Annotated in this window: 5 protein-coding genes; 3 read left to right on the top strand and 2 right to left on the bottom strand. The window is 50.0% G+C overall.

From position 1 onward, the window contains the following. Positions 1–344: 344 nt before the first annotated feature. Together VZT47_RS08490 and VZT47_RS08495 are read right to left on the bottom strand one after the other, a co-directional pair. Positions 345–2,096 (bottom strand): nuclease domain-containing protein, encoded by a 1,752-nt coding sequence (locus VZT47_RS08490; RefSeq protein WP_330224537.1) that lies wholly within the window; start codon positions 2,094–2,096, stop codon positions 345–347. Continuing rightward, positions 2,080–4,167: an McrB family protein gene (locus tag VZT47_RS08495; protein ID WP_330224538.1), complete on the bottom strand. Its 2,088-nt coding sequence runs from the start codon at positions 4,165–4,167 to the stop codon at positions 2,080–2,082. Before VZT47_RS08495 ends, VZT47_RS08490 begins: the two co-directional genes overlap by 17 nt. 373 nt (positions 4,168–4,540) lie before the next feature. On the opposite strand from VZT47_RS08495, the gene VZT47_RS08500 reads away from it, so the two are divergent. The 3 genes from VZT47_RS08500 (at position 4,541) to VZT47_RS08510 (ending at position 7,491) form a co-directional block, all read left to right on the top strand. Further along, positions 4,541–5,023, top strand: coding sequence for an MlaD family protein (locus VZT47_RS08500; protein WP_330224539.1), 483 nt, complete (start codon positions 4,541–4,543; stop codon positions 5,021–5,023). Between the two features lie 235 nt (positions 5,024–5,258). After that, positions 5,259–6,230 (top strand): NAD(P)-dependent oxidoreductase, encoded by a 972-nt coding sequence (locus tag VZT47_RS08505; protein ID WP_330224540.1) that lies wholly within the window; start codon positions 5,259–5,261, stop codon positions 6,228–6,230. Between the two features lie 670 nt (positions 6,231–6,900). After that, a complete protein-coding gene (locus VZT47_RS08510; protein ID WP_330224541.1) occupies positions 6,901–7,491 on the top strand; it encodes a nitroreductase family protein in 591 nt (196 codons plus the stop codon). Positions 7,492–7,839: the final 348 nt, after the last annotated feature.

Genomic DNA, 7,839 nt, shown 5'->3' on the forward strand with positions numbered 1-7,839 from the left:
ATCGGCTTGATTCGTTCGCTGTACTGTTCAGTTTTCAAAGAATCATCGCTCATCAAGCGACTTGATTAGTATACCACGCGGAAACTTTCGTGTCAAATGCTTTTTTGAAATATTTTTTGAGATTTTTCTGCGGGGCCGCCACCTGAGTGGCGGCGAATGTTATGTTACCACGTCAGTCCTTTTATGTCAATGGGAATTTATTATTTTTCTGTCATTTGTGCGGAATCGTTTGGAGAATATTTCCCCTCATAGGTGCCGGTTTCCCTGCATAAAAAATGGGCACCTTTCTATTTCTGAAGGTGCCCTTCTTATTGATTTCCAATGACTGACAGCTGATCATTAAACTACCCACCCGAGAGCGAGGTGAGATACTCCTCCAGTTCTTCCGCCAGTTTTTTATTTCCGGAAAGTCCGGGGGCCAGGGGGATGAATTTCAAACTGTAGTCTTCGTCCATGGAGCCCGGGAGGGCTCTAGGGAAGATGGCCCAGACTTCTTTGACCGGGCGGCTGTCCCGGAGGGACCGGGTTTCTGTCATATCCCGATAGAAACGGGTATTCATATCCCGGTAGGCGTTAAATTGATGGCGAAGGCTGTAGCTTCTTGTTTCATCTTTCCAGAGGAAAAGGATGTCCCGGTATTTGAAATCCGCCACGAGAGAGCCATAGTAGAGGCCTTCTTTATAGTAATCCAGCCGAAGGTCCGGCTGGCGGTGGGGATTATTGGTGTAAAGGGGATTTTTGTCCCGGTCCGTATCGGCGGAAGTGTCCGGAATGAGTCCGTCATAGGTGAGATGGACTTCTTCGTTTTCCCGTTTCATGCAGATTTCGGTGCCCGATTCGAGGGAGGTGAGCCGGTAGCGGCCTTCTTCTTTAATCACCGATACGCCGTCTTCGATATCCCAGCCTTTGGCGGAGAGGGCTTTGATGAACTGCAGAAAGCCCCAGAGTTCATAGAGTTTATCGGTCCGTTTCCAGCGGAACTGGTAGAAATTGGAAAGTTCGAGGCTTTTTTCGGGATTGGCCAGATTTTTATAGAGCCGGTAAAGTACGGAGTACCGGGGATCCATGAATATGGTCACGGGCATTTCCGCAGGCATATGGCCGTCGGCTTCTTCAAACCAGGGAGACAAAGCGATGCGCCGGATGGAGGCGCGGATGCGCCTTGCCCGGTTCTGATAGAGAAGAAGCTGGGAAAGGGCCCGTTCTCCTGTCTTGTATTCTCTCCGCTCCGCATAGGAAGAAAGTTCCTCCTGCCGTTTCGAAAGGACGGCGAGGGGTTTTTCTATTTCCTGCAAAAAATGGTAAAGCAGCCGGTCCAGGCGGAGAAGGATGGATTTGGCAAAGCGGTTTTCCGCCACGTTTCTGGTGATTTCCGTATACACCACCGGCACCCTGGGTGCCCCTTCCCGTTCTTTCACATGCTGGGGACGGATATGGGGATTGATTTTTCTTTCGTTCTGTCTCACCTGCCCCAGGGTCAGGCAGAGGCGGGCATTGGCGGTATGGGACAATTCGTCCAGCACGGAAAGGACCACCTGGGATTCATCGCTGATGGCATAAAATTTCAGGAGCAGGTCTCCCGAGAGGCCCAGGTCCCCTTCCAGATTTCTGGAAATATGGATGTTCTTTTTCATGAAATCAAAGGAAATATGTTTGATTTCATCGGTCAGCTCATCCCGCATGTCCTGCCAGCTCTGTTTGCCCATGTATTTCGGCAGGATTTCCAAAAGGCCATACCAGTTTCGTTCTCCGCCAGTCACCGTAATCACATAGTACCCGGGAACCAGGGGAAAATCGGCCCCTTCGAAAAGAAGGAGCGGCGGCTGGCCGCGGCGGAAAGGCTGGATCCAGGTCTGTCCATCGATTCTTTCAGTTCCGGGAATGGTAACCACATCGAGGCCATCCATGGTGAAACGGAAATCCCGGGGTCCTTCGAAACGGATGAGGATGTCCTGATTTTCCGTGAGCGTGAGTCCCGGGTTCATGGTTTCTGAAAGTTCGTCGGGATCCGTGGTAAAGGCAGTGAAATATTTCACCCCTTTATCCCAGCCGCCGGAGAAAGTGAGGGAAAAAGGCAGTTTAGATGGTGTAGTCATAGAGCTTCAGCTCCCCGGCTTTCTTTGCCAGCGTTTCTCTGGATTCATGGAAATCAGAAAGTGCACTGAACCGGTCCAGCACTTCGGGAATCGCTCCGGAGAGGCTCCCTTTTTCTCCGATGGAAATAAGGCCTTCCAGCTGCTGGGAGGAACCACGGAGTTTCGTGAGCACCCGCTGCACGATCTGGGCATCGATGCCCTGAGCCCTGTCAAATCCGGCATCTTCGGGAATATTTTCCAGATACCGTCCCATCTGGGCAGCAATGCGGAAACCAATCCCCGAGGCGCCTCCGCTCTTTTTGAAGGCATCATTCAGTTCATCCAGAAGGTCCAGTTCCGTTTCGGAAAGGCCCAGGCCATCCACTTTGCGGAAAGATTCCCAAAGGGAAGCGCTCATTTCGGGACAGTTGATTTCTTCCTTTGGTCCCAGGGCAAGCAAATCATGGAAACGACCCTGATGGAGGGTGATGACATTGGCCCGGTCCAGGATTTTATCGGAGAAATGATAGGTGGATTCGTCCACATTCACGGTACCCGTAAAGAGCACATTCCGTCCCACCCTGATTTCCGCCGGATATTTGTCCCCGTTATACAGCTTTCCCGAGAGGGCCGGATTGTAGAGACGGATTACAGGATTTTCCTCTTTTTCCAGAACGGAAATAAACTGGGCAAAATAATGCTCGGCTCTGGCCAGGTTCATTTCGTCAAAACAGATGAGATACAGCCGGTCCGGATGGGCGGCGGCATCGATTAAAGTTTCCGAAAGGCCCGTATCGGCACTGCGGTAAATATTATTTTTCGTATCCACATAGCCCAGGATATCTCCATCATCCATCCAGGAAGGGCGGACGGCCAGGAAGCGGACCCGTTCTTCAGGGAGGCCCAGCGCTTTTCCGTACAGGCGGACAAGGCCCGATTTTCCCGTGCCGCTCATGCCCGCCAGAATGGTGAGGCGGGAGGATTTGAGGGAAATATGGAAATTGAGGAGATCCTCCTTCGCGTAAAGAAGGCCTGATCCGGCAGCGGCTTCGGAAAGCCGGTCCAGAAAGACTTTTTCTTCCGATGGTTTTTCTTCGGTTTCCTGAGACAGGATTTCCTCCTCTTCCGTGGAAAGAGGCATTTCTATTTCCTCGGAAGCCAGGCTTTCTACGATGGGATCGATATCCATGGCCGTAATCGATCCTTCTGTTTTTTCCTCAGCCGGAGGAATAAAAAGGGGCTCCTCTTCCAGGAAAGGATTCCGTTCAACCCCCGAATCTTTGAGGAGGTCTCCGTCCGGAGGGACCGGTTTCAGATTCATGCGGAGATCCGGCAGGAATTCATCGGGCACAAACCAGAGAGGAAGTTTCCCGCAGCAGAGGATATGGGAGAAAAGTTCCGAATTTCTCTCATCCACAATGCCATACCCCAGGGGCCCTCCATCCCTGACGCGGAAATAGGCGCCGCCCTGCCCGATGACTGCATGATCGAAAGCCTTATCGTAAAGAGGGGCAAAAACGACCCAGGGGCCCAGGCGGCCCTCAAAATTCCTGGTGGCGGCGATAATCATTTTTGCGGGCACATCATTATTCCAGTATTTCTTCGAAAGACCGGGAAGAGGCTTTCCGAGAATCAGATGGCTGCAGAATTTATTGATATCCCCATCAAAAGCAGGCTGGTCCACAGTGCCAAAGGCAGGGACGGGATAAAAACCGGTGTCCAGATCCATAAAAGGCGTGGTCCCTTCAATCTGCAGATCATCCAGCACGAAATATTTATTATTTCTGATAGCCGGGGTAAACGTGACGAAACAGTTTCCCATCCTTTCCTGCAGGCGGCCGAGCGCCTCCTCCTCATTGGCAAAGGAATTGAACCCGAAACCCACGCGGCTCATGAAACCCGTGAAACCATGTTTTTCCGAATCTTCAAATCCTCTTGGCAGCGGAGACAAAGCATCCACGAAAAAACGATAGTCCTTCATTCCTGCGGTAGGCGTGGACCCTTTCACCAGAAGCCGGACCCGCCCCAGGACCTTGCCGTCCGCCTGCCGGAGCGCACTAAAAGAACTATCGGAACTGTAATTATTTCCCATATTCTGTTCCTTCTTTCAAATGACGCGCGAAATTCCTTTTCGCGCAATGGCTTATGGGGCTGAAAGAAGAATAAGAAAGGAAACCCTTTATCATTTCCATTTATCTTTATACGGATTTTCCTTTTAATGATTTCTTATTCCTTAAAATCGACTCCTGCCATAAGCCTTTACTGAATTACCTGTTCCAAACACACTTTGGAATATCTATATTTTAGCATATTATATAAAGGGAAATAAAATGGATTCTGTTCCCGCTTCCGAAGTCATCCGCCGGAGCTTATAGCTTCATTGATACAGTCCCCGATTTTCCTTCCCTAAAGCCATTAAAAAAAGGTATAATATTTCCAAAGAGGATTGAAAAGGAGGGACTCCTGTGACAAAGGAAATGAAAATCGGCATGATTGCTCTGACGGCAGCAATCCTCCTCGGCATATTCAGCCTTTTTGCGCTGCCCCTCAAAATTTTCCATCAGGACATTTTCGAAGTCCATGCAGTCTTTGACAATGCCCGGGGCATCAAAAAAAGCGCCCAGGTCCTTTACGCCGGAGTCAATGTGGGCCGGGTAAACAAAATCCGGACCGAAAACGGCAAAGCAGTCCTTGATTTATATATCAGAAATAAAGAAATGATTCCCACGGACTGCCGGGTCTCCATCGATTCCTCTGCCCTCGTGGGAGACCTGTACGTGAAACTTTCCGGCGGACGGCCCGGCGGAGACATCCTCAAAGACGGAGATACGATTTACGAATACCATAACGACCGGATGGATAAACTCATGGAAAAAGCAGGGAAACTGATGGAATCCGCACAGAAAGTGCAGGAGAATATAGAGGCGTTGAGCGGGGACAAGGGATAGAGGCTTTTGTGCTTTCCGTGGTCCGTGAATGGTATGGTTTCCTTCGGAAACCAATAGGATGCAGTGCGCTTTGCGCACGGCCTTTGGCTCTCACAGAATATTTACATGGGTTCGTCCCATATTTCAATAAAATGGCCCGCTTTCAGATTTCTGATGCGGGCTTCCTTCAACTGCGAACTGATAACCGATTCCTTTACCCTGAATTTCTCCATTTCAACAGGACAGGAGGTCCCCCATGACTACCATAACTATCGCCCCGAAATTAAAGAAATTATTTCTAAGGAAAGCAGAGTCCACATTCCCGGACTGCCAAGTGGTGTGGCTGGAAGATTTGGACGAAAAAGAGAGACTCGACGCCATTTCCCATACCGATTTACTTCTGGCCGCCAAAATCACCGACGAATTGACAGCCGGAGAAAAGCAGCTGCTGAACCGGCCGAAAATGGTGCAGACCATCCTGACCGGCGCGGACCATCACGATTTCCATGTCCTTCCCAAAGGAATCCCCCTGTACTGCAATGTGGGCGGCTGGGCCCATGGAATTGCGGAATCCGCTTTAGGCATGATCATCTGCAATAACCGCTGTCTCCGGGAACAGACCGAAGAACTTTCCCGCGGCATTTTCAATGCGGCAGGACACAACCAGAAACTCCTCTGTGAACAGACCGCCCTCATTCTGGGCTTTGGCGGCATCGGAAAAGCCATCGCGAAAATCCTCCGGCCCTTCGGCGGAAAAATCTACGCCATCGGCCGGACCCCTCCTGTTTCAAACCTTCTGGACGGCGGATTTGCCATGAAAGACCTGAAAGAAATCATCCCGGAAGCGGACATCCTCATCCTTTCCCTTCCCAAAACAAAAGAAACTGAAGGCATCATCGACAAAGAAATTCTTTCCCTCATGAAAGAAGATGCCCAGATTATAGACGTGGCCAGGGCCGCCCTCATCAATTATGAAGATATCCTGACCCACATCAGAACCCATCCCCTTTTCCACCTTTCCATGGACGTATGGTGGCAGGAATTCGACAACTATCCCAAAGAAGGTTATGAAATCCTGAAATATCCGAACGTCACCGGCTCCGCCCATAATGCGGAAAAAACATCCTTTGCCCTCAATGAAGCCGTAACAAATGCCTTTGGAAATATGAGGGCATTTATCGATGGTCAGCCGGTTAAAGGGAAAGTGAAGGTTTCGGAATATTTGTAATTTAATGGTTTGAGTCAATTTGTGCCTTTCGTTCTTCGTTGTTCGCTGTTCGTGATTCGTGATTCGTGGTCCGTGGTCCGGGATCCGTGAAGGTGGGCGCCTTGAAATAATACAGGCGCCCTTTTTATAATGGAAATTTCAGGTGTACAGGCTTTTGAATCGGGGTTGTCGGGATTCATTTCGGGGTTATCGGGACTTCGGGAAGGTATTGCCGCTGATGCGGCAATATTTTTTATGGGGATTTTGCCCAGGCGAAAGGGCTATCATTTCCTCATAAAAACCATACAACCGGCCCTTCGGCCGTGGGAAAACAGGCTCCGCTGCTTCGCAGCGAAAAACTCATGCCAGCCCCGCTTCGCCCGGGAGGGCTCCGGCGTAAGTCCTCCCCGCGTCAGGGGAGGTGTCGCCGAAGGCGACAGAAGGGGCGTACTATCCTGCGAGGGAAAATTGAAACAATTCGTTCCCTGCGTTACGTTCATTCGCCAGACCCTCACAATACACCCCGGGAAGGTACAGCGTTTTCTTTGATTTTCCGGAAATGGTTTCAGTGAGCAAAATTGACCACGGGTTATTTCTTTATTTCCTTTAATGTTCAAACAGTGTATAATAGAGGCGGTGTGTATAAAGCGAAGAATATTATAATACATTATATATAGAAAGGATGAATGGTATGTACAACGTAATTTTCAAGCGCAGAAGCGTACGCTTCTTCAAGAGCGATGATATTTCCAAAGTGGATATGCGGGAAATCCTCCGCGCCGGCATGTGGGCACCATCGGCAAAGAACCGTCAGCCCTGGAAATTTATCGTGGTCAAGGGGGAAAGCAAGAAAGAGGCCCTCGCCCTCATGGAAAAAGGCATCGAACGGGCAGAAAAAGGCGAAGGGGTCCTCGCCGGATCTCCGGAACTCTATGTGAATGCCCGTTTTACTCTGAAATGCATGGAACAGGCGCCGATTCTCGTATTCATTGTAAATCCGGATGGCCGTCCTCTCACCGATACCTGGACCACGGCTGAAAAGATTCATGAACTCTCCGACGTTCAGGCCATTGGCGCCGCTGCAGAAAATATGGCCCTCCAGGCCACTTCCATGGGCTATGGCAGCCTCTGGATCGGAAACATTTTCTTTGCTTACGACGAACTCCATGAATGGCTGGGCGAAGGAGAAATGGTCCTTGCCATGTCCTTCGGCATCCCGAACCATCACCCCGTACCGCTGGCAAGAAAAGATGAAGACGAAATCATCGAAATCAGAGACTGAGCCTGCCGCCATGAATCCATTCCGTCTCTGCCGGTCATCCTGATTTGGGAATGCAGGGTACAAAAAATAGACACCCTTTCTTTAAAAACATTCCGAAATATAGTTATCCGTTCGCAGTTCAGGTGGACGCTTTTCAACAGGAGAAGCGTCCTTTTTTATCATTTAACCATTTTCAAGACGTCGGAAATCCGGGGAAAAGCAAAAGTTTAACAAAATTCTAATGATACAAATCCCGTTTTTTGCTACTATACCCGTGGAGCGAATGAAAGGGCCCCTGAAGAAATCCCTCATCACCCGGATGTACAAAATCGATCGAGCCGGCGGAGGGATGGACGCAGATGATTTTCA

The sequence above is a fragment of the Dialister sp. genome, from assembly GCF_036343215.1.
In the GTDB taxonomy this organism is placed as follows: domain Bacteria; phylum Bacillota; class Negativicutes; order Veillonellales; family Dialisteraceae; genus Dialister.